Origin of the sequence: Streptomyces sp. NPDC002054, from assembly GCF_040296685.1 — a bacterium.
Taxonomy (GTDB): Bacteria; Actinomycetota; Actinomycetes; order Streptomycetales; family Streptomycetaceae; genus Streptomyces.
In genome coordinates this window covers 43,454-62,296 of the sequence record NZ_JBEOXT010000001.1, presented here as the reverse complement: position 1 = coordinate 62,296, position 18,843 = coordinate 43,454, and the positions used below count along the sequence as shown (strand labels likewise).

The window sequence follows — 18,843 nt, the reverse complement described above, 5'->3', positions numbered from 1 at the left end:
CGCCGTGCTTCGTGTCGCCGTCGTCGGTTCCGGCCCGAGCGGGGTCTATGCCGCGCAGACGCTGGTCCAGCAGCGCGAGGTGCCGGGCGTGCGGGTCGACGTACTCGACCGCCTGCCGGCCCCGTACGGCCTGGTCAGGTACGGGGTGGCCCCCGATCACGAGAAGATCAAGTCGCTTCAGGGCAATCTCCGCGGGGTCCTGGAGGACGAGCGGATCCGGTTCCTCGGCAATGTCGAGGTCGGCGGGGAGCAGCTGCCCACCGAGCGGCTGCTGGAGCTGTACCACGCGGTGGTGTACTGCGTGGGCGCGGCCCGGGACCGACTGCTCGGCATTCCCGGCGAGGACCTGGCGGGGGTGCATTCGGCCACCGCGTTCGTCAACTGGTACAGCGCGCACCCCGATGCCGAGCGGGAGGACTTCCGGCTGCCCGGGGTGCGGTCGGCGGTGGTGATCGGGGCGGGCAACGTCGCGGTGGACGTGACCCGCATCCTGGCCCGGGGCGAGGCGGAGCTGCTGCCCACGGACATGCCCCAGCCGGCCCTGGGGGCGCTGGCCGGCAGCGGGGTGCGCGCGGTCCGGATGGTCGCCCGGCGCGGGCCCTCCCAGGGCAAGTTCACCACCAAGGAGCTCCGCGAGCTGGGCACCCTGCCGGGGGTCGCGGTCGGGGTGGACCCGGCCGAGCTGGCCCTCGATCCGGCGTACGCGGACCCGGCCGCCGCGCTGCCCGCGGTGAACCGGCGCAATGTGGAGGTGCTGCGGGGCTGGGCGGAGGACCCGCCCGGTGACGCGGACCGGCGGATCGAGCTGCGGTTCTTCCTCCGCCCGGTGGAACTGCTGGGCGACGGATCCGGCCAGGTCCGCGCCGTGCGGTTCGAGCGGACCGTGCCGGCCGCCGACGGACGCGGCGGGGTGACCGGCACCGGCACATACGAGGAGATCGAGGCCCAGCTGGTGCTGCGGTCGGTGGGGTACCAGGGCGTGGCCCTGCCGGGCCTGCCGTTCGACGCGGGCCGCGGCACGGTGCCGCACGCGGCGGGGCGGGTGCTGCGGGACGGCCGGGCCTCGGTCGGCGAGTACGTGGCGGGCTGGATCAAGCGCGGCCCGACCGGGGTGATCGGCACCAACCGCCCGTGCGCGAAGGAGACGGCCTCCTCGCTGCTCCAGGACGCCCCGGCGCTGGCCGCCCGGGAGCTCCCGGCCGACCCGCTGCCCGCCCTGCGCGCGGCCGGGCTGCACCCGGTGGAGTGGCCGGGCTGGCTGGCGATCGAACGGGCGGAGGCGGATCTGGGCAGCTCCCTGGGCCGCCGCTCGGTCAAGATCCCCGACTGGCCGACCCTGCTCCACGCGGCGGACCCGGCGTCGGCTGGCTAGGCTGGGCCGGGTTCCGGGGGGGCGAGGACGTCCGGAGGTGTACCGGCCATGACCGAGGTACTGCTGCTCGCGGGGACCCGCAAAGGACTCTTCATCGGGCGCCGCAGGGACGGCGGGCCCTGGGAGTTCGACGGCCCCCACTTCAACGCCCAGGCCGTCTACGCGGTAGCCGTGGACCGGCGCGGTCCGGTGCCACGGCTGCTGGCCAGCGGGGACAGTGCGCACTGGGGCCCCTCCGTGTTCACCTCCGACGACCTCGGCGCGACCTGGCAGGAGCCGTCGACCCCGGCGGTGAAGTTCCCCCAGGACACCGGCGCCTCCCTGGAGCGGGTCTGGCAGCTGCACCCGGCCGGGCCGGAGGCCCCGGACGTGGTGTACGCCGGGACGGAGCCGGCTGCGCTGTTCCGTTCGACCGACCGGGGCGCGTCCTTCGAGCTGGTGCGGCCCCTGTGGGAGCACCCCAGCCGCAAGGACTGGGTGCCCGGCGGCGGCGGTGAGGGCCTGCACACGGTGATCACCGACCCCGCCGACCCGGACGCGGTCACCGTCGCGGTGTCTGCCGCCGGGGTCTTCCGGACCACCGACGGCGGGGCCGGCTGGACCCCGTCCAACCGCGGGGTGTCCGCGGTGTTCCTGCCCGACCCGAACCCCGAGTACGGGCAGTGCGTGCACAAGATCGCCCAGGATGCCGGGGACACCCGGCGCCTCTACCTGCAGAACCACTGGGGCGTCTACCGCAGCGACGACGGCGGCCTGAAGTGGACCGACATCGGGGCGGGGCTCCCCTCTGACTTCGGGTTCGCGGTCGCCGCCCACCCGCACCGCCCGGACACGGCGTACGTCTTCCCGCTGAACGCCGACTCCGACCGGGTCCCGGCCGGGCACCGCTGCCGGGTCTTCCGCACCCGGGACGCGGGCGCCACCTGGGAGCCGCTGACCGCCGGGCTGCCGGCCGGGGACCACTACGGCACGGTGCTGCGCGACGCGCTCTGCACCGACGACGCCGACCCGGCGGGCATCTACTTCGGCAACCGCAACGGCGAGCTGTACGCGAGCGCGGACGACGGGGACAGCTGGCAGCTGCTCGCTTCGCACCTGCCCGACGTCCTGTGTGTGCGGGCAGCGGTGATCGGCCACTAGAGTGATCGTCCGTGGCACCACGACCTCTGAACGAAATCGTCGAAGCGGGCTGGGCACGCGCCCTGGAACCGGTGGCCGGACAGATCGCCGCGATGGGCGACTTCCTGCGCGCCGAGATCGCGGCCGGCCGGACCTACGTCCCCTCCGGCGCGAACGTCCTGCGCGCCTTCCAGCAGCCCTTCGACGAGGTGAAGGTGCTCATCGTCGGCCAGGACCCCTATCCCACCCCCGGCCATGCCGTCGGACTGTCCTTCTCGGTGGCCCCCGAGGTCAGCCCGGTGCCGCCGAGCCTGGACAACATCTTCCTGGAACTGCACCGGGACCTCGGCACCGGACGGCCCGCCAACGGCGACCTGACCCCGTGGACCCGGCAGGGCGTGCTGCTGCTGAACCGTTCGCTGACCACCGCTCCGCGCCGGTCCAACGCCCATCAGGGCAAGGGCTGGGAGGCCGTCACGGACCAGGCGATCCGGGCGCTGGCCGCCCGCGGGAAGCCGCTGGTCTCCATCCTCTGGGGGCGGGCGGCCCGCAATCTGCGGCCACTGCTCGGCGAGCTGCCGGTGGTCGAGTCCTCGCACCCCTCCCCCAAGTCCGCCGACTACGGCTTCTTCGGGTCGAGGCCGTTCAGCCGGACCAATGACCTGCTGGTCCGTCAGGGTGCCCAGCCGGTGGACTGGGGCCTGCCGCCCGTCGGTTGACCGTTGAACTCTTGACCGTATGTGATATTCACCGGATAAATACGGACAGATGCCGCTCATATGAACCCTGCCCGAACAGTCAATCCGGGAAAGCCAGTAGCATGCGGCGCCATGAGCACCCCCACTGGCCCCGCGAACGGCCTGCCCGTACGAATGCCGCGACCCCGCCCGAGCGGACGGCACCGCCGTCCCGAGCCCGCGGTGGCGCCCGAGAACGCGCCCGCGCTGGTGCTCGCCGTGCCCGGTGTCCCGTCGGCCGCCTCGCGGAGCCTCGCCGAGGAGATCCTCAGCATCGGCCGCTCCGAGCTGCCCGGGCTGGACGCCCGCATCGGCTACCTCGACGGTGACCTGCCCGACGAGAACGGCACCCCGGAGTTCCCGGCCCTCTCGGCCGTGCTGACCGCGGTCGCGGACGAGCGGAACGCCCGCGCCGAGTTCGCCCGCGCCACCGGCCAGGAGGTGCCCGCGCCCACCGGCCCGGACGCCGTGGTCGTGCCGCTGCTGGCCGGCCCCGACGGCGACCTGCTGCGCCGGATCCGCCGGGCGCTGATGGACTCCACGGCCGCCGCCGAGCTGACCGACGTCCTCGGCCCGCACCCGCTGCTGGCCGAAGCCCTGCACGTCCGGCTGTCCGAGGCCGACCTGGCCCGCGCCGACCGGGCCCGGCTGTTCACCGTCGCGACCGCCGCCGACGGCATCATCCTGGCCACCACCGGCGGCGAGGAGGCCGTGCAGGCCGCCGGGATCACCGGCATGCTGCTGGCCGCCCGCCTCGCGGTGCCGGTCATCGCGGCTGCCCTGGACCAGGAGGGCTCGGTGGCCGCGGTCGCCGAGCAGCTGCGCGGTTCCGGTTCGACCCAGCTCGCGCTGGCCCCGTACCTGATCGGCCCCGAGGCCGCCGAGGGCCTGCTGGACACGGCCTGCAAGGAGGCCGACTGCGCGACCGCCGAGGTGCTCGGCGCCTACCCGGCGCTCGGCAAGCTGGCGGTGGCCCAGTACTCCGCCGCGCTCGGCATCACCCAGGGCTCCGGGGCGCACTGACCCCGCCGCCCGCAGACCTGCGAGGGCCCGCCGCCGGATTCCGGAGGCGGGCCCTCGTACGTACGGGGTGCCGGTGGGGCCGGCGGGCCGGCTCAGCCGAAGAGCACGCAGCTCGCGGCGGGCACCGGCACCGATCCGGCCCGGTGCGGCAGCCCGGTCTGCGGGTCCACCGCGAACCAGGTGACGTCTCCGGAGCGTTCGTTGGCCGCGTAGAGCCGCTGCCCGGACGGGTCCAGGGCCAGGTCGCGGGGCCACCGGCCGCCGACCGGCACGGTGGCCGTGAGCTGCGGCTCCGCCGGGTTCCCGGCCGTGGCGAGCACGGCGATCGTGTCGGTGCCGCGGACGGCCGCCCAGAGGAACCGGCCGTCCGGCGAGGCGACGATCGCCGAGGGATAGGCCCGTGCAGACCCTGGAGCGCCCTCTGGAGCCACCGGAACCTCTCCGACCGGTTCCAGGAACCCGGCAGTCGCGTCCCAGCGGCAGACGGTCAGCAGCGGCCTCAGCTCATTGAGGACGTAGACCAGGGCGCCGGAGGCGTGGAAGGCGAGGTGCCGGGGGCCGTTCCCCGGCGGCAGCCGCACCTCCGCGTGCACGCTCGGCGCACCGGCCCCCGGGTCCGGGGCGACCGGGGCGCAGATCCGTACCGAGTCGGTGCCGAGGTCCACGCTCAGCACCCAGCGGCCGGACGGGTCGGCCAGCACCTGGTGGGCGTGCGGGCTCTGCTGGCGTTCCGGATCGGGCCCGGAGCCGCGGTGGGTGAGCACCGCGGCGGGTCCGCCGAGGGTGCCGTCCGGCCGGACCGGGAGCGCGCTGACGCTGCCGGAGGTGTAGTTCGCGGTCAGCAGCCAGGACCCGGCCAGGCCGAGGTGGGTGGGGCCGGCGCCCGCCACCGGGACCGGCGGGCCGGCCGGGTGCGGAAGCCCGGCCGCGTCGAGGGCGAAGGCCTGTACAAGGCCGTGCTCTGCTTCGCTCACCGCGTAGAGGCGGTGCGGCCCGCGGGCCAGGTACGAGGGGTCGGGCAGGGCATCGGTGCTGCCGAGGACGGTGAGCGCCCCGGTCCGGCCGTCGACGGCCGCGGTGGTGATCCCGCGACCGCCCGCCGATGTGAACGAGCCGATGTAGACCCGGCCTTCCTGCACCTGGCCCACCCGGGCCCGACCTTCCCGTCCAGTCACCCTGCGCCCCTCTCCACCGGTGGATGTCAGGAGCCGACGGTAACAGAAGGTCTAGACCAAATCCCGCCCCCGGGCCCGGTCCTCCGCGCCCTCGTGATGGACATAGGCCGGGCTCTGCTGCCGGTCCTCGTAGGTCCGGTGGAAGACGGGGGTCGCGGAGCCGGAGATCGGCGGCACGATCCAGGACCAGTCGGCCCCCACCTCACGACCCCTGCGCTCCTCCCGCTCCAGGTGGGTGAGGAAGCGCCGGGACTCGGTGTGGTGGTCGGCGATGGTCACCCCGGCCCGGTCGAAGGAGTGCAGGACGGCCCGGTTGAGCTCGACCAGCGCCCGGTCCTTCCACAGCGAGCGGTCGCTGGAGGTGTCCAGCCCCATCCGGCGGGCCACCCCGGGCAGCAGGTGGTAGCGGTCCTCGTCACCGAGGTTGCGGGCACCGATCTCGGTGCCCATGTACCAGCCGTTGAAGGGGGCCGCGGGATAGTGGATGCCGCCGATCTCCAGACACATGTTGGAGATCGCGGGCACCGCGTGCCAGCGCAGTCCCCAGTCCGTCCAGTGGTCGTCGTCCGGGTGCTCGATGGGCACTTCGAGGACAGCGTCGGCGGGGAGTTCGAACCACCGGGGCTTGTCGTCGCAGCCCTGGACGACCAGGGGGAGCAGGTCGAAGGGGGTGCCCGGGCCGCCCGGCCAGCCGCGTTCGCGCAGGGCCTCGGTGAGCTCCCGGTTGCGGGGGTCCCCGACGGTGACGGAGGGGTGGTCGCCGTATCCGGCGTACCGGATGAGCTGTTCGCTCCAGATGAGCGGGCCGGGCCGCCCGGGGACGTCCGGGGCGAAGACCGTGATGGTGGGCCGGACCCGGCCGCCGTTGGTGGCGTCGCGCAGGTGCTCGACGCACTCGGCGGCTATCTCGTCGCCGCCGGTGAGTTCCCTGCGGTCGCGTACCCGCAGGGAGTTCCAGTACAGGCGGCCTATGCAGCGGTTGCTGTTCCGCCAGGCGACCCGGGCGCCGTGCACGAGCTCTTCGTGGGTGTGCCGGTAGGTTCCGGTGTCCTCGAGCTCCTGGCGTACGGCGGCGAGCCGGTCCCGGGGATCGCCCGTGCCGGGGTTCTCGCGGTGGAAGAGGCGGATGAATTCCTCGGCCTCTGCCCAGACCTGAGCGGTCGTCGAGAGCTGTTGCAGCATTTCCATTCCGGGCCGATACCCCCTGTCCGGCCAGATCCACCCTGTACATGCCGGATGAATGTGCGGTTCGCCATCACCCGTTGCACATCCCGCAGGTCAGAGCCGCCGGGCAGACCTGACCGGACCACCCGTTGGAGTGACGGTCAGCCCAAGGGGCGCGCCATGTACAGGGCTTGCTCACCGGCCGCCGGGGTGCCGTCGTAGAGGGTGGTGTCGAGGCCGCAGAAGACGAACCCCATCCGCCGGTAGGCGTGCACGGCGGGGGCGTTGACGCTGGAGACCTCCAGCCAGAGGTGGCGGGCACCGCGCTCGCGGGCGAAGCCGACGGCGTGCTCCATCAGGGTGCGGCCGATGCCGATGCCCCGGTGGGCGGGGGCGACTTCGATGTCCTCGACGGTCAGCCGGCGGTTCCAGGGGCTGTAGCCGACCGCGGCGAATCCGCAGAGCCGGCCGCCGTCGGCCTCGTCGACGGCGACGAAGGTGCGGCGGTCGGCGGCGGTGTCCTCGCCGATCTCCTGCTCGTCGTGCTCCTCGGGCGGGAACGCCTTGTGCAGGGGCGGATCGACGGGGACCTCGCGGAGCACGAACCCGGTGTCGGAGGCGGTGGCCTCGAAGACGCTGCGGGTGGTGAAGGAACTGTCGAGGGATTCGATGGCTGCCGCGTCCTCGGGGCGGGCGAGCCGGTAGCTGATGAGCGGTGCGGTGGTCATCCGACGACCGTACGCGCTCGCCTCCGCGCTCGTACCGGTCACAGGGCGGCGTCGAGGAACTCCGCGAGTCCGGCGCGGTCCAGGGGGCCGGCGTGCGTGGCCACCGCCGCGCCGTCCTTGATCAGCACCACTGTGGGTGCGGAGGCCACCTCGTACCGCCGGGTGGCGGCGGGGCAGCGGGTCATGTCCACCCGGATCGCGGTCAGCCGGCCGTCGTAGTCCCGGGCGGTGTCGCGGAGCACCGGGTCCATCGCGCGGCAGGCCTCCACGGCCTTGGGCCAACTGCCGCGGAAGAAGGCCAGGACGGGGGTGCCGGCCGCCATGGTGAGGACGAACTCAAATTCGGCGTCCTCGAGCGGCTGGTGGACATGGCTCACCATCGGCATACTCCCGGGTCCCGCGGCACAAAAATACCCCGACCGATATTGACGGCCAGGGCAATCATCTGCGTATATTTGATGTTTCACACCCTGCCAGAAACGGGGATGTGAAGAGGCTTACGAGGACACTGTATCGCGGCGGGAGTGGAATTGTCAACCGAGGAATTCCGGAATGAGCAGCACTTCATCACGGAGCTCTACGCACGCCTCGACGACCTGCGTGACCAGGCCGAACGGGCGATGCGCGAGGCTCTGCTGACGGACGGCGAGGGCTTTCAGGCGCGTTTGGAACGCGATGTCCTGGTGGCCGAGCAATCCGGCCTGATTTCCGCGCTGAATGCGGGCGAAAACGGGCTCTGTTTCGGCCGGCTCACCTTCTCCGACGGTCGCGACCACCACATCGGACGTATCGGAATCAGGCAGGACGACGCGGAGCGCACCCCGCTCGTACTGGACTGGCGGGCGGATGTCGCGCGGCCGTTCTATCTGGCGACCGGCTATTCCCCGATGGGCCTGCGCCGGCGCCGGCACCTGACCACCCGGGGCCGTGAGGTGACGGCCCTGCACGACGAGATCCTGGACCTCACCGACGCCGAGCGCACCGGCCACGAGGGGGCCGACGCGGACGCCGTGCTCCTCGCCGCGCTGGATGCCGCCCGGACCGGCCGCATGCACGACATCGTGCGCACCATCCAGGCCGAGCAGGACCACATCATCCGGTCCCCGCACCGCGGGGTGCTCGTGGTGGAGGGCGGGCCGGGCACCGGGAAGACGGCGGTCGCCCTGCACCGGGCCGCCTACCTCCTGTACGCGCACCGTGAGTCCCTCGCCCGGCGCGGGGTGCTGATCGTCGGCCCCAACCCGGCCTTCCTCGGCTACATCGGGGAGGTGCTGCCGGCCCTCGGCGAGACGGGGGTGCTGCTGGCCACCCTGGGCGAGCTGTTCCCCGGGGTCCGGGCCACCGGGACCGACCGGCCGGGCGCCGCGGCCGTCAAGGGCCGCGCCTCGATGGCCGAGGTGCTGGCCGCGGTGGTGCGCGACCGGCAGACCCTGCCGGAGACGGTGCCCGCCGGAGCGGGCGAGGACAGCGAGGTGCTGCCGGAGCCGGCCCTGGAGATCGACCACGACGACTACGGGACCCTGCTGCTGGACCGCTCGATGGCGTACGAGGCCCGGGACCGGGCCCGGTCCACCGGACTGCCGCACAACCTGGCCCGCCCCTACTTCGCCTTCCGGATCATCGACTCGCTGACCGAGCAGCTCGCCGACCGACTCGGCGCGGACCCGTACGGCGGGCCCAATCTGCTCGGCCCGGACGACATCGCCCAGCTCGGCAAGGAGATCGCGACCAGCGCCACCGTCCATGCCGCCATCGACACCCTGTGGCCCGCGCTCACCCCGCAGCAGCTGGTCGCCGAGTTCCTCGCGGACCCCACCCACGTCTCGGCGGCGGAGGCGGAGCTGATCCGGCGGCCGGCCGGCGGCGGCGTCGAGGGTGCCCGGGGCGGGTGGACGGTGGCCGACATCCCGCTGCTGGACGAGGCCGCCGAGCTGCTCGGGTACGACGACAGTGCGGAGCAGGCGGCGGCCGAGCGGGAGCGGCAGGAGCGGATCGCCTACGCGCAGGGCGTGCTCGATCTGTCCGAGGGCTCGAAGTCGTACGAGTTCGAGGACATGGAGAGCGAGTACCTGGCCGCGCACGACATCATCGACGCCGAGCGGATGGCCGATCGCCAGGAGGAGGCGGACCACCGCACCACGGCCGAGCGGGCCGCCGCCGACCGCACCTGGGCCTTCGGGCACCTGATCGTGGACGAGGCGCAGGAGCTGTCGGCGATGGCGTGGCGGCTGCTGATGCGGCGCTGCCCCACCCGGTCGATGACCCTGGTCGGCGATCCGGCGCAGACCGGTGACGAGGCGGGGCTGGGCTCCTGGGAGCGGATCCTCGCCCCGTACGTCGGGGACCGCTGGGAGATGGTGCGGCTGGCCGTGAACTACCGCACGCCGGCCGAGATCATGGAGCTGGCGGCGGGTGTGCTGCGGGCCCGGCAGCCCGGTTTCGAACCGCCGAGCTCGGTGCGGTCCACCGGGGTCCGGCCGTGGGTGCGGGCCGTGCCGGCCGCCGCGGACCTGGCCGGGGCGGTGGCGGCGGCCGTCGCGGAGGGGATGCCGGCCGAGGGGCGGCTCGCGGTGATTGCGCCGCGCCCGCTGCACGGCGTACTGGCCGGGGCGCTGCCGGGGGTGCGGGCGGGCGAGGAGCCGGATCTGACGCGGAGCGTGGTGCTGCTGGATCCGCGCCAGTCCAAGGGGCTGGAGTTCGACACGGTGATCGTGGTGGAGCCGGCCGATCAGCAGCCCAGCGATCTGTACGTGGCCCTGACGCGGGCGACCCAGCGGCTGGGCGTGCTGCACACCGGTCGGCTCCCGGCGGGCCTGGGCTGAGTCCGGGGCCCTGGCCCGGGGGCGCGGGCCGGGCTCAGGTCAGGCGCCGACCAGCGGGGACCTCGGGTCGGTGCGCAGCGGGTCGGCCAGGGCGGCGAGGGCGTGCTCCAGGCCGTGCAGGTGGGCCAGGGCGGGGGCGTCGGCAACGGGCCGCTGCTGTGGTACCGCGGGGGTGCCGTCGCCGGTGAGGGCCTCCACGGCCGCCTCCACCCGCCAGCAGGCGGCGGCCAGGCGGGCGTCGTGGGAGGCCTGCGGGTCGGCGGCGACGGCCGCCAGGCCGCGTACCTCGCGGGCGCAGTCGTCGAGCAGGGCGAGCACCTGACGGGCCCGCGCCTTGCGGGCCCGCAGCGGGCTCAGCGGGTGCACCAGCGGGGCCAGGGCCATCCGCACCCGGCCGAGCAGCAGCTCCAGCTCGGCGGCGTGCGGGGCCGGGTCGGCCTCGGGGTCCCCGTCCAGCCGCCGGAGCGAGGCCGCGGTGGCCGCCCGTACGCAGTGCAGGGCGCGCTGGATCCAGGCGTCGTTGGCGGCATGGGTGGTGACGGGCAGGATCAGGGCCACGGCGAGGGCGGCGCCGAGCGCGCCCAGCGCGGTCTCCTCGAAGCGGAGGAGCAGCAGGCCGGGGTGGAGCACGCCGAGCAGCCCGTACAGCAGGCCCGCCATCACGGTGACGAAGAACATCATCCAGGAGTAGGAGGGGGCGGCCGTGTAGAAGATGCCGAAGACGCAGACGGCGACGAGGACGGCGGTGGGGGTGGGGGCGCCGTGCAGCGGGACGGCGATCAGCAGGCCGGCGGCGATTCCGGTGACGGTGCCGAGGACCCGGCGGAAGCCGCGGACCAGCGTCTCGCCGCGGGAGGCGGTGTTGACGAAGATCCACCAGGCGGTGCCGACGGCCCAGTACCAGCGGTCCGCGGAGACGAGCTGGCCGACGGTGAGCGCGAAGGCGCAGGCGGCGGTGGCCTGGAAGGCCTGCCGGGTGGTGGGACGGGCCAGTCCGGTGCCGGGCAGGCCGGGAGGCGCGGCGGCGGGCGGGGTGCGCCGCTCGATGGGCCAGAGGAGGTAGCGCACGGCTCCGGCCGCAATCAGGGCCAGGGCGACGGCTTTGTAGAGCTCGGGCAGCTGGGCGGGGGCGGCGTGCAGGAACTGCGTCACGAAGAACTGCATGAACGCGAAGATCCCGAGTGCATGGCCGCGCGGGCCCCAGCGGCGGGCGTAGACCCCGCAGAAGACCACGGCGAGGAAGGCGGCGTCGCGCAGCAGCGGTGTGCCGTGGAGGGTGGTGGCGAGGGCCAGCACGGGGAAGCCGACGGCGGGCAGCAGAGCGGTGGTCACCCGCTGGGCGCGCACGGTGGCGTCGGTGACGGTGAAGAGGGCCAGCAGGGCCGCGAGTCCTCCGGTGATGGAGGCGGTGAGGGAGAGCCCGGCGAGTTCCGCCAGGGTGACGGCGAGCGCGACGCCGATCACGGCACGGGCCGAGTTCCTCAGTCTGAACAGCCCCGGATCCGGAGCCACGAACATCCTCTTCACGGCGGTGTGCCGCCCCCCTTGCAGGTGATGCGCGCCGTCCCGGCGTCCGCCCGGGGTGGTGGGCGGCCCGCAGGCACGACGAAGGCACCGCGGTCCGGTCCGGCCTCGTCGCCGACCCGGCGCTGCGCGGCGCCGAAGATACATGGATACGACACAGATAAACATGTAGAGAGCATTGGCTCAAGCCGCACCGGATCGAGTGGGCCATTGGCCCAGTCGAACCGGCTGGTAGGTGGCCGGCGATGCGCCAACGGCCGGTGGTCCGGGTGGGGCGGCGCGCAGCGGGTAGACGCCGGGCCGGACTGCGGGCCGGAGGAGGCGGGTGTGGAACACACCGACTGGCTGCTGGCGGCCGGGGAACGCGGCAACCCCGCGACGCGCCTGGACAGGCGCCACCCCGATGGCACGGCGTGGTCACGGGGCAATCAGGCCCGCGCCCTGGTACACGGTGCCACCTATTTCAAGGAGCTCCTGGCAGGGATCCGGGCCATGCGGGCGGGAGACCTGCTCCTGTTCACCGACTGGCGCGGCGATCCCGACGAACGGCTCGACGGACCCGGAACCGAGATCGGGGCGGTCCTCGCGGCGGCGGCCGAGCGCGGGGTGATCGTCAAAGGGCTGCTCTGGCGGTCCCACCTGGACAGTCTGCAGTTCAGCCAGCGGGAGAACCGCCACCTCGGCAAGGAGATCCAGGCGGCGGGCGGTGAATGCCTGCTCGACATGCGGGTCCGCCCCGGCGGCTCGCACCACCAGAAGCTGGTGGTGCTGCGCCACCCCGGCCGCCCCGAGCTCGACGTGGCGTACGTCGGCGGGATCGACCTGTGCCACAACCGCAACGACGATGCCGCCCACCGCGGCGACCGCCAGTCGCTGGCCATGGCCGCCGTCTACGGATCGCACCCGCCCTGGCACGACGTCCAGCTCGCGCTGCGCGGACCGGTCGTCGGCGATGTCGAGGCGGGCTTCCGCGAGCGCTGGGACGATCCTTCCCCGCTGACCCGCAGCCCGCTCACCCGGCTGCGGGAGCTGCTGCACCACGAGGACATCGAGGCGGACCGGCTGCCGCCGCAGCTGCCCGATCCCGCGCCCTGCGGCACGCACACCGTGCAGCTGCTGCGCACGTATCCGAACCGGCTGCTCCGCGGGTACCCCTTCGCCCCCGACGGTGAACGCAGCATCGCCCGCGGCTATCTCAAGGCCCTGCGGCGGGCCCGGGCGCTGGTCTATCTGGAGGACCAGTACCTGTGGTCGGCCCGGGTGGTGGAGCACTTCGCCCGGGCGCTGGGCGAGCATCCGGAGCTGCGGCTGATCGCGGTCATCCCCTCGGTCCCCGAGGAGGACGGCCGGCTTGCCCTGCCGATGCACCTGATCGGGCGGATCACCGCCCTGGAACGGCTGCGCCGGGCGGCCGGCGGGCGGGTCGCGGTCTACGGGCTGGAGAATCCGGAGGGCACGCCCGTCTACGTCCACGCCAAGGTGTGCGTGATCGACGACGTGTGGGCCTCGGTCGGATCCGACAACGTCAACCTGCGCTCCTGGACGCACGATTCGGAGCTCGGCTGCGCCGTGCTCGACGAGAGCCCGGACCCGCGGCAGCCGTCCGACCCCGCAGGCCTGGCCGACGGCGCTCGCTCATTCGCCCGGCAGCTGCGCCTCGATCTCTCCCTCGAGCACCTGGAGGCCCCTGGGGAGTCCGCCGCGGCGCTGTGCGATCCGGTGGCCGCCTTCGATGCCTTCGCGGCGACCGCCGCCTCGCTGGACGGCTGGTACGCGGGCGGCTGCCGCGGGCCCAGGCCGCCCGGCCGGCTGCGCGCGTACGTCCCGCCCGCCCTGTCGTACCCGGCGAGGACACTCGCCCGCCCGCTGCACCACCTCCTGGTCGACCCGGACGGCCGGCCCTTGGGCCTGCGGATCCGCAACGAGTACTGACGACTATTCACGAGTACTGACGAATCCTGACGGACCGTACGATGGCGGGCATGACGGTGGACGAGCTCGACACCCGCATCCTGCGGCTGCTGATCGAGCAGCCGCGCACCAGTGTGCGCGAGTACGCCCGGCTGCTGGGCATCGCGCGCGGGACCCTCCAGGCCCGGCTGGACCGGCTGGAGCGGACCGGGGTGATCACCGGGACCGGGCCGGTGATCTCGCCCGCCGCGCTGGGCCATCCGGTGCTGGCCTTCGTGCACATCGAGGTGACCCAGGGCCACCTGGACGAGGTCGGGGAGGCACTGGCGGCCGTACCGGAGATCATCGAGGCCTTCTCGATCACGGGCGGCGGGGATCTGCTGACCCGGGTGGCAGCCCGGGACAACGCACATCTGGAGGACGTCATCCAGCGGCTGATCCGGCTGCCCGGCGTGGTCCGCACCCGGACCGAGGTGGCGCTGCGCGAGCGGGTGCCGCACCGGCTGCTGCCGCTGGTGGAGTCGGTGGGACGGGCTGCCCGCATTTCCTGACAGGATGGCCGGGAAGGTATACAACCGGCAGAACGGGCGCAGCGGATGATCTCCGTCATATTCGATCTCGACGGCACTCTCGTGGACAGCGAGCCCCACTACTACGAGTCCGGACGGCGCACCCTGGAGCGCCACGGCGTCCCGGACTTCACCTGGGAACAGCACTCCGCCTTCATCGGGATCGGGACCCTGGAGACGCTGGAGATCCTGCGCGAGCGGTACGGGATCCCGGCGCCGGTGGAACAGCTGCTGGCCGAGCAGAACGCGGCCTATCTGGAACTGGCCCGCACCGAGACCGAGGCCTACCCGGAGATGCGGAAGTTCGTGGAGCGGCTGCATGCGGAGGGAGTGCCGATGGCGGTGGCCTCCGGCTCCTCACGGGAGGCGATCGACGCGGTCCTGGCCGGCACCGGCCTGGACACCCTGCTGACCACGACGGTCTCGGCCGAGGAGGTCCCGCACGGCAAGCCCGCCCCGGACGTGTTCCTGGAGGCGGCCCGCCGGCTGGGGGTGGCACCCGCCACCTGCGTGGTACTGGAGGACGCCGCCCCGGGGGCCCTGGCCGCCCATGCGGCCGGCATGGACTGCGTGGCCCTCCCCTATGTCGCCGCCACGGCCGACGATCCGGCGTTCGCGACGGCCGGGCTGCTGTTCCGCGCCGGGCAGCAGGAGTTCAGCGCGGAGGCGGCGTACACGTATGTGACCGGACGGCGCGCCGAGTAGGCACCGGTAGGCCCGCCCGGGCCCGGGAAGATCCGGGGACCCGCCCGAGTTAGTAGAACCGTGAACGAATTGGTGCGGGATGCGGACGTGGTGGTCATCGGCGCCGGACAGGCCGGTCTGTCCAGCGCGTATCACCTGAAGCGGGCGGGGCTGGACTTCGTGGTGCTGGACCATGCTCCGCGGCCGGGCGGGGCCTGGCAGTTCCGGTGGCCCACGCTGACCTACGGCAGGGTGCATGGGATGCATGCCCTGCCAGGGCTGGAACTGACCGGGGCCGATCCGCTGCGGCCCTCCGCCGAGGTGATCGGGGAGTACTTCGACCGGTACGAGCGGACCTTCGGGCTGGCGGTCCGGCGGCCGGTGGATGTGAGCGCGGTGCGCGCGGGCGACGGGGACCGGCTGCTGGTCGAGTCCTCGGCCGGCACCTGGTCCGCGCGGGCCCTGATCAACGCCACCGGGACCTGGGACCGGCCCTTCTGGCCCCGCTATCCGGGTCAGGAAACCTTCCATGGACGCCAGCTGCACACCTCGGGCTATCCCGGTCCGGGGGCCTTCGCCGGAGCCCGGGTGGTCGTGGTGGGCGGCGGCACCTCGGGGGTGCAGCATCTGCTGGAGATCGCCGGGGTGGCGGCGGAGACCACCTGGGTGACGCGCCGGCCGCCGGTGTTCCGGGACGGCTCCTTCGGCGAGGCCGAGGGGCGGGCGGCGGTGGCGCTGGTGGAGGACCGGGTCCGGCAGGGGCTGCCGCCGCAGAGCGTGGTGAGCGTGACCGGGCTGCCGCTCAACGAGGCGGTCCGGGCCGGGCTGGAGTCCGGGGTGCTGGACCGGCGGCCCATGTTCGACCGGATCACCCCGGACGGGGTGGCCTGGGCGGACGGGTCCACGGTCGCGGCCGACGTGATCCTTTGGGCCACCGGCTTCCGGGCCGCGATCGACCACCTGGCCCCGCTCCGGCTGCGCGAGCCGGGCGGCGGAATCCGGGTGGAGGGCACCCGCGCGGTCCGCGATCCGCGGGTCCACCTGGTCGGATACGGACCCTCGGCGAGCACCATCGGCGCGAACCGCGCCGGGGGCGCGGCGGTCCGCGAGATCCGCCGACTGCTGACCCGGGAGCCGGCCGTGGCGGCGGTGGCGGCCGGGTGAGGCCGATCCGGTCCGGCCGGCGAGCCGGCCGCCTCTACGTCCTGCGGTTCTGCGCGCGGAACCGGTTGAACTCGGCGACATGGCGCTTGTGTTCTTCGTAGGTCGCCGAGAAGCGGGTGTCGCCCGGCTTGACGGTGACGAAGAACAGCCACTTCCCCGGGGTGGGCGCAACGGCGGCGGCCATGGCGTGCAGGCCGGGGCTGTCGATGGGGGTGGGCGGGAGGCCCTGCCGCTCGTAGGTGTTGAAGGGGCTGTCGATCCGGGTGTCGGCCAGGGTGGTGTCCACAGTGCTGCGGTTCAACGCGTAGTTGAGGGTGGAGTCCATCTGCAACGGCATGGACCGGGCCAGCCGGTTGTGTACCACCCGGGAGACCTTGCCCATGTCGGCGGTGGATTCGGCCTCCGCCTGGACGATGCTGGCGAGGGTTGCCGTCTGGTAGGGGGTCATGCCGTGCGCCCTGGCTCCGTCGGCGACGGCCTTGGTGGCCAGGTTCCGGCCCGCTGTCTGCACCATGTACGCCAGCAGTTCGGCCGGGGTGGTCTCGGAGGTGACGGGATAGGTGGCCGGGAAGAGGTACCCCTCCGGGTTGCCCTTCGCCTCCTGCGGAAGGGCCAGCCCCGCCGTGCGCGCGGCTGATTTGGCGGTGCCCGGCGGCACCTTGAGTTCGCGGTCGATCGCCGCGTACACCTGGGAGGCCCGCCAGCCTTCGGGGATCAGCAACCGGCGCGGCTGCTCCGGTTTCTCGTCGGGCAGCAGCAGCGGAACCAGGACCGCCACTCCGGTCGCGAGGAGCAGGCCGAGGAAGATCGCCAGCCGGCCGCGGCGGGTAAGGCGGGTCCGGCCTTTCTTCGGCCGGTACTCGTAGGACATATGGGCACGCTAACCTGCGAAGCGCCATATTCCCGGCATCCGAGCCGCGTGCCAGTCATACGATCACACGCTCATGGGGTGACGGGGCCGACCGGGCGTCCCGCCGGACCAGGGCCGCGTACCGTCCGCCGGCATCCAGCAGTTCCTCGTGCGTGCCGCGCTCCGCGATCCGGCCGGCGTCCAGGACGACGATCTGGTCGGCATCGCGGACGGTGGAGAGGCGGTGGGCGATGGTGATGGTGGTGCGGCCCGCCGAGAGGGCGTCGATGGCCTGCTGAACGGCATGTTCGGTGCGGGTGTCCAGGGCGCTGGTGGCCTCGTCGAGTATCAGCACCGGCGGGTCGCGGAGGATGGTCCGGGCGATGGCCAGGCGCTGCTTCTCGCCTCCGGAGAACCGGTACCCGCGCTCACCGACCAGGGTGTCGTACCCATCGGGCAGGGAGGCGATGTGGTCGTGGATCTGGGCCGCCCGGGCGGCCTCGGCGATCTCCTCGTCGGTGGCGTCCGGTTTGGCGAACCGCAGATTGTCGGCGACCGAGGCGTGGAAGAGGTACGTCTCCTGGGAGACCACTCCGATGGAGCGGGCGAGCGAGTCGAAGTCGAGGTCCCGGACGTCGACCCCGTCGAGGGTGACCCGCCCGTCCGTGACGTCGTACAGCCGGGGCACCAGATAGCTCAGGGTGCTCTTGCCGGAGCCGGTCGGGCCGACCACCGCGAGGGAGGTACCGGCCGGGACGGTGATGTCGAGGCCGGACAGGGTGTGGCGCGCATCCGGCTGCCCAGCGTCGTACGCGAAGTCGACCCCTTCGAGGCGGACCTCGCCCTTGGCCCGGTCGAGTCGCACCGGGTCCTCGCGCTCGGTGATCTCCACCGGCAGGTCGAGGTATTCGAAGATGCGGGCGAACAACGCGAGCGAGGTCTGGATCTGCACACCGGTCGACAGCAGGCTCACCGCCGGCCGGAACAGACCCTGCTGGAGGGTGACGAAGGCGACCAGGGTGCCGACCGAGAGGGAGGGCGCACCCGACTGCAGGGCCAGGCCGGCCGCCCAGTAGATGAGGGCGGGCATGGCGGCCATCACGATGCCGATGGTCGACATCCGCCAGCGTCCAGCCATGCTGGAGCGCACTTCCAGGCCGACGAGCTTCTCGGACTCCTCGGCGAAGGACCGGGTGAGGGAGTCGGCCCGCCCCATGGTGCGGCCCAGCAGGATGCCGCTGACCGAGAGGGACTCGGTGACCGTGGCGGCCATCGCAGCCATCTGTTTCTGCCGCTGGGTGGTGATCCTCTTGCGCTCGCGGCCGACCCGGCGGCTGATCCAGACGAACACCGGCAGCAGCAACAGGGAGACGAGGGTGAGCCGCCAGTCGAGCGCGAGCATCGCGACCACGGAGGCGATCACCGCGGTCAGGTTGGAGACCAGCGAGGTGGCGGTGGAGGTGACGGTGGCCTGCATGCCGCCGATGTCATTGGCGATCCGGGACTGCACCTCGCCGGTGCGGGTCCGGGTGAAGAAGGCCAGGGGCATCCGCTGCAGCTGCGCATAGACGGCGGTGCGCAGGTCGTGCATGACCCGCTGGCCCACGGTGGTGGAGATCAGGGTCTGCAGCACGCCGAACACGCTGGTGACCACCGCGGTGAGGATCATTCCGAGGGCGAGCAGGCTGAGGAGTCCGGTGCGGCCTTCGGGGATCGCGGTGTCGAGGATCTCCTTCAGCAGGAACGGCGAGGCGACGCCGACCAGGGAGGAGGCTCCGACGAGCAGGCCGACGACGGCGAGCCGCCCCCGATAGGGACTGAACAGGCGCACGATGCGCCGGAGCTCGCGCGGCTGCTCGGACGGGGCGGGACGGCTGGGATCGAGCGGGCGTTTGGACGGGGTCCAGTTCGGTTCTTCCGGGCGCATGGGCTCCCTCGGGATTCTCGGTCGCTGTGTCCATTGGAGCATAGTTCATTGTTACCTATACTCACAATGAACGG

General features: G+C 73.1%; 16 protein-coding genes. 9 read left to right on the top strand and 7 right to left on the bottom strand.

The window, feature by feature from the left end; translation table 11 throughout:
• The first annotated feature begins 4 nt into the window (after positions 1 to 4).
• The 4 genes from ABT123_RS00280 to ABT123_RS00265 all read left to right on the top strand — a co-directional run bounded on the left by ABT123_RS00280 (position 5) and on the right by ABT123_RS00265 (position 4,251).
• Entirely contained in the window at positions 5 to 1,372 is a 1,368-nt protein-coding gene (locus tag ABT123_RS00280; protein WP_351307379.1) for an FAD-dependent oxidoreductase, read from the top strand.
• 48 nt (positions 1,373 to 1,420) lie between these two features.
• Positions 1,421 to 2,512 (top strand): WD40/YVTN/BNR-like repeat-containing protein, encoded by a 1,092-nt coding sequence (locus ABT123_RS00275; protein WP_351307376.1) that lies wholly within the window; start codon positions 1,421 to 1,423, stop codon positions 2,510 to 2,512.
• An 11-nt stretch (positions 2,513 to 2,523) separates the two neighbouring features.
• On the top strand, positions 2,524 to 3,210 hold the full coding sequence (locus ABT123_RS00270; RefSeq protein ID WP_351307373.1) for a uracil-DNA glycosylase: 687 nt from the start codon (positions 2,524 to 2,526) through the stop codon (positions 3,208 to 3,210).
• Between the two features lie 111 nt (positions 3,211 to 3,321).
• The gene (locus ABT123_RS00265; protein WP_351307370.1) at positions 3,322 to 4,251 is read left to right on the top strand and encodes a sirohydrochlorin chelatase; all 930 of its coding nucleotides are present in this window, start codon (positions 3,322 to 3,324) and stop codon (positions 4,249 to 4,251) included.
• A gap of 92 nt (positions 4,252 to 4,343) precedes the next feature.
• Here the strand turns inward: ABT123_RS00265 and ABT123_RS00260 are convergent, their stop codons facing one another.
• The 4 genes from ABT123_RS00260 to ABT123_RS00245 all read right to left on the bottom strand — a co-directional run bounded on the left by ABT123_RS00260 (position 4,344) and on the right by ABT123_RS00245 (position 7,698).
• Positions 4,344 to 5,426 (bottom strand): lactonase family protein, encoded by a 1,083-nt coding sequence (locus ABT123_RS00260; RefSeq protein WP_351307367.1) that lies wholly within the window; start codon positions 5,424 to 5,426, stop codon positions 4,344 to 4,346.
• 51 nt (positions 5,427 to 5,477) lie between these two features.
• On the bottom strand, positions 5,478 to 6,614 hold the full coding sequence (locus ABT123_RS00255; protein ID WP_351307364.1) for a nitric oxide synthase oxygenase: 1,137 nt from the start codon (positions 6,612 to 6,614) through the stop codon (positions 5,478 to 5,480).
• Between the two features lie 137 nt (positions 6,615 to 6,751).
• Positions 6,752 to 7,318 (bottom strand): GNAT family N-acetyltransferase, encoded by a 567-nt coding sequence (locus tag ABT123_RS00250; protein ID WP_351307361.1) that lies wholly within the window; start codon positions 7,316 to 7,318, stop codon positions 6,752 to 6,754.
• A 38-nt stretch (positions 7,319 to 7,356) separates the two neighbouring features.
• A complete protein-coding gene (locus tag ABT123_RS00245; RefSeq protein ID WP_351307358.1) occupies positions 7,357 to 7,698 on the bottom strand; it encodes a thioredoxin family protein in 342 nt (113 codons plus the stop codon).
• A 150-nt stretch (positions 7,699 to 7,848) separates the two neighbouring features.
• Between ABT123_RS00245 and ABT123_RS00240 the strand changes: the two genes are divergently transcribed.
• Entirely contained in the window at positions 7,849 to 10,140 is a 2,292-nt protein-coding gene (locus tag ABT123_RS00240) for a HelD family protein (protein ID WP_351308173.1), read from the top strand.
• 39 nt (positions 10,141 to 10,179) lie between these two features.
• Here the strand turns inward: ABT123_RS00240 and ABT123_RS00235 are convergent, their stop codons facing one another.
• Positions 10,180 to 11,658, bottom strand: coding sequence for an FUSC family protein (locus ABT123_RS00235; RefSeq protein WP_351308170.1), 1,479 nt, complete (start codon positions 11,656 to 11,658; stop codon positions 10,180 to 10,182).
• 333 nt (positions 11,659 to 11,991) lie between these two features.
• Between ABT123_RS00235 and ABT123_RS00230 the strand changes: the two genes are divergently transcribed.
• From ABT123_RS00230 to ABT123_RS00215, 4 genes are all read left to right on the top strand, one after another.
• Positions 11,992 to 13,596 (top strand): phospholipase D family protein, encoded by a 1,605-nt coding sequence (locus ABT123_RS00230; RefSeq protein WP_351307355.1) that lies wholly within the window; start codon positions 11,992 to 11,994, stop codon positions 13,594 to 13,596.
• A 50-nt stretch (positions 13,597 to 13,646) separates the two neighbouring features.
• Entirely contained in the window at positions 13,647 to 14,126 is a 480-nt protein-coding gene (locus ABT123_RS00225) for an Lrp/AsnC family transcriptional regulator (protein ID WP_351307352.1), read from the top strand.
• Positions 14,127 to 14,171: 45 nt separating this feature from the next.
• Positions 14,172 to 14,849 (top strand): HAD family hydrolase, encoded by a 678-nt coding sequence (locus ABT123_RS00220; RefSeq protein ID WP_351307349.1) that lies wholly within the window; start codon positions 14,172 to 14,174, stop codon positions 14,847 to 14,849.
• Between the two features lie 72 nt (positions 14,850 to 14,921).
• Positions 14,922 to 15,992, top strand: coding sequence for an FAD-dependent oxidoreductase (locus ABT123_RS00215; RefSeq protein ID WP_502970821.1), 1,071 nt, complete (start codon positions 14,922 to 14,924; stop codon positions 15,990 to 15,992).
• 34 nt (positions 15,993 to 16,026) lie between these two features.
• Here ABT123_RS00215 and mltG read toward each other — a convergent pair whose 3' ends face one another.
• Both mltG and ABT123_RS00205 read right to left on the bottom strand, forming a co-directional pair.
• Entirely contained in the window at positions 16,027 to 16,863 is an 837-nt protein-coding gene (gene mltG, locus ABT123_RS00210; protein WP_351307343.1) for an endolytic transglycosylase MltG, read from the bottom strand.
• Between the two features lie 55 nt (positions 16,864 to 16,918).
• Positions 16,919 to 18,769 (bottom strand): ABC transporter ATP-binding protein, encoded by a 1,851-nt coding sequence (locus tag ABT123_RS00205; protein WP_351307340.1) that lies wholly within the window; start codon positions 18,767 to 18,769, stop codon positions 16,919 to 16,921.
• Positions 18,770 to 18,843 lie beyond the last annotated feature (74 nt).